We start from the raw sequence: 2,985 nt of genomic DNA, 5'->3' as shown, positions 1-2,985 counted from the left end.
GACGTTCCTGGCTCGATCTGCTGAGAATCCCGGCCGGCCGTGACAAGGCCGGAGCTGGTATCCGCCTTAGCGGCCGAATGTGGCTCTGCGATGACAGGGCATGAAGGGGCGGCCGCACCAGATCGGCATGTTGTCGATTTCCAACCTGAACTGACCCGGTATGGAGTGCACCCTTCGGGCTGGACCACATGAAACTGGAAAACTGATACGTTGAACGGGCCTTGATGGGAGAAGGCTCATGACGTCATGAGGCCTGTATCGCCGGCATTCATGCCGTTCAAGCTGCGGCTCTGCCAAAACATCAGCGCCGGTGTCATCGGGCGGCGCGATGCGGGATGATCCCTTTATCAGCCTGCCCGCTGCAGCATCCTGATCATGCAGGCCCGCACCGAACATCACGGTGACGATCAGCGCCAGCCAAACCATCTCATGGGACAGGAAGTCCAAAGATGGCCGCAAATGGTCAAGTGCTTAGCACTTCTGACGTTATATGCAGGTGCCTACTGAAAGGGACAGCCACGGTATTCGTCCGCAATGAAAGCAGAACACCGCTGCACGGTCCCTGCTGGACGATCAGGCCAGTTTCTAGGGACAGAGACTGGCCTGGTATGTGGCGTGCGAAGATCGAACATCATGCTGGCCCGCATCCAGCCTGATCGCGCACGGAAAGGGTCCGGCGTTCGGTTGTGGGCAGATGCGGCGGCCCCTGCCGGCGACGAGGCAGAAGGGATCGGGTCTCCCTCATGCCATTCTCGCCACGGGCCTTCGCCGGAATTGCAGGGCGCCGCGCGACAACCGGTCCAGCAGCACCGCGACCGAGACAATGGCAAGGCCCGCGCGCAGGCCCAGCCCCATCTCCATCCGGGTCAGGCCGCGCGTGACCTCGGCGCCCAGGCCCCCCGCGCCCACCAGCCCGGCCAGGACCACCATCGCCAGCGACAGCAGGATGCACTGGTTCAGCCCGACCAGAAGCGTGGGCTTGGCCGCGGGGATCTCGATCTTCAGCAGGATCGAGCCGGGCGAGGCGCCGATGGCGGCGCCCAGTTCCTTCAGGTCCTTCGGCACCTGCTTGAAGGCCAGCGTGGTCAGCCGCAGCATCGGCGGGATGCCATAGACGATGGTCGCCATGATCGCGGGCACCCGGCCGAGGCTGAAGATCATGACGGCGGGGATCAGGTAGACCCAGGGCGGCACCGTCTGCATCACGTCGAGGATCGGGCGCAGCACCGATTCGACCCGCGGCCGGCGGGCGGCCCAGATGCCCAGCGGAAAGGCGACGGCGACCGAGATCAGGACGGCGATGGTGACCAGCGCGATCGTCTGCATGCTGGCCTGCCACAGCCCCATCAGCAGGTTGAAGCCGAGGCAGAACAGCACCAGCAGCGCCAGCCGCCAGCCCAGCGTCACCAGCACCAGCCCGGCCACGACCGCGATCATCGCCAGCGGCGGCAGGAACAGCAGCGCGCCTTCGACCGCAGCCAGCATCGTCTCGATCACCGTGGCGATGGCGTCGAAGAAATCATGGAAGTTGGCGTTCAGCCAGTCGATGACCGGCGCCAGATAGGTGCCGGGCGAAAAGCGCAGGGCGGAAAGGTCCATCACCGTTCCCCCTCGGGCACCATGTTCACGCTTTGGGTGATGCGGTCGATGACCATGCACAGGATGACGATGGCGATGGCCGCGTTGATCGAACGGGCGATGTCAAGCGTGCGGATCGCGTCATAGATCGTCCCGCCCAAGCCCCCCGACCCGACGATGCCCGCGATCACCACCATGCCGAAGGCCATCATCAGCCCCTGGTTGATGCCGGTCATGATCGAGGGCATGGCGAAGGGCAGCCGGATCTTGGTGAACATCTGCCAATTGTTGATGCCGCTGGCCTGCCCCAGCTCGATGAACTCGCCTGGCGTCCGGCGGATGCCCAGCGAGGTGAGGCGGACCACCGGCGGGATCGCGACGACGATCGTGGCGGCAAGCGCCGTGGCGGCCCCGTATCCCAGCAGGGCGATGGCCGGCAGCAGGTAGATGTAGGGCGGCATCGTCTGGATCAGGTCCAGCACGGGTTCAAGCGTGCGGTCCAGCCCGGTGTAATAGCCCGCGATGACCCCCACCGGCAGCGCGACCACCAACGCGGTCAGGGTGGCGCTGAAAACCAGCGCCAGTGTTTCCATCGTTTCCGGCCACAGCCCCATGGACCAGCAGAACAGAAGCCCCGCACCTGCCAGCAGGCCGAAGCCCGCGCCGACCGTGCGCCAGCCCAGCAGCGCCGCGATCAGGGCGATCGCCCAAGCGGGCGGCAGGGTGACGGCACTCAGGATCAGGTCGTAGAACCCTTCGAGTCCCTTGCGGATGGCATCGAACAGGAAGGCGGCATTGTCGCCAAGCCAGAACAGCGCGTCATCGATGGTGCGGTCGAAGCCGCGGACGAAATCCTCGTTATTCATAGCGGCCCGGCTCCGCCGGGGCCTGGGTCATGCCCAGCAGGATGCTGCGGGTGGTCACGACGCCCACCGGGGCGCCGCCGTCGACCACCGCCAGCGCGTCGCTGTCGCCGCTGGTGATCAGGCCGATCAGCGCGTCGATGTCGGCATCCGGGGAAGCGACCGGCAGGCTTGACAGGTCGGCACCGGGGCGGTCGCGCAGCCAGGCGCCGGTCGGGACCATCACCGAATGCGCCTTGACCAGATGCAGGCGCGAGATGCCGGCCACGAAATCGGCCACATACCGGTCGGCGGGGTTCAGGATGATCTGTTCGGCGGTGCCGGTCTGGATGATCGCGCCGTCCTTCATGATGGCGATGCGATCGCCGATGCGGATCGCCTCGTCCAGGTCATGGGTGATGAAGACGGCGGACTTGCCAAGCTCCTTGGTCAACTGGCGGAACTCGTCCTGCAACTGGCGGCGGATCAGGGGGTCCAGCGCCGAGAAGGGCTCGTCCATCAGGATGATCTCGGGGTCCGAGGCGAGCGCGCGGGCAAGGCCCAC

The 2,985-nt window shown here is 65.8% G+C and carries 2 protein-coding genes and 1 pseudogene; all 3 read right to left on the bottom strand.

Going from position 1 to position 2,985, the window contains the following annotated elements; all coding sequences use genetic code 11:
* Positions 1–741: 741 nt before the first annotated feature.
* Positions 742–1,599 carry a proline/glycine betaine ABC transporter permease gene (locus tag Q4F04_RS15215; protein ID WP_303370638.1) on the bottom strand — a complete coding sequence of 286 codons (858 nt, stop codon included), beginning with the start codon at positions 1,597–1,599 and terminating at the stop codon, positions 742–744.
* Positions 1,599–2,444, bottom strand: coding sequence for a proline/glycine betaine ABC transporter permease (locus tag Q4F04_RS15210; protein ID WP_303370637.1), 846 nt, complete (start codon positions 2,442–2,444; stop codon positions 1,599–1,601). Before Q4F04_RS15210 ends, Q4F04_RS15215 begins: the two co-directional genes overlap by 1 nt.
* A pseudogene (locus Q4F04_RS15205) lies at positions 2,437–2,985 on the bottom strand (glycine/betaine ABC transporter); the annotation flags it as partial. The pseudogene Q4F04_RS15205 and the gene Q4F04_RS15210, both read right to left, overlap by 8 nt.

This window comes from Paracoccus sp. (in: a-proteobacteria), from assembly GCF_030536915.1.
Classification (GTDB): domain Bacteria; phylum Pseudomonadota; class Alphaproteobacteria; order Rhodobacterales; family Rhodobacteraceae; genus Paracoccus.
The sequence above is the reverse complement of the archived record's forward strand: the minus strand, read 5'-3'. Positions and strand labels throughout refer to the sequence as shown.

Excerpts from the sequence above, each read along its gene's own strand:
- Q4F04_RS15215 (WP_303370638.1), bottom strand. The coding sequence starts at position 1,599 with ATGGACCTTTCCGCCCTGCGCTTTTCGCCCGGCACCTATCTGGCGCCG.
- Q4F04_RS15210 (WP_303370637.1), bottom strand. The coding sequence starts at position 2,444 with ATGAATAACGAGGATTTCGTCCGCGGCTTCGACCGCACCATCGATGAC.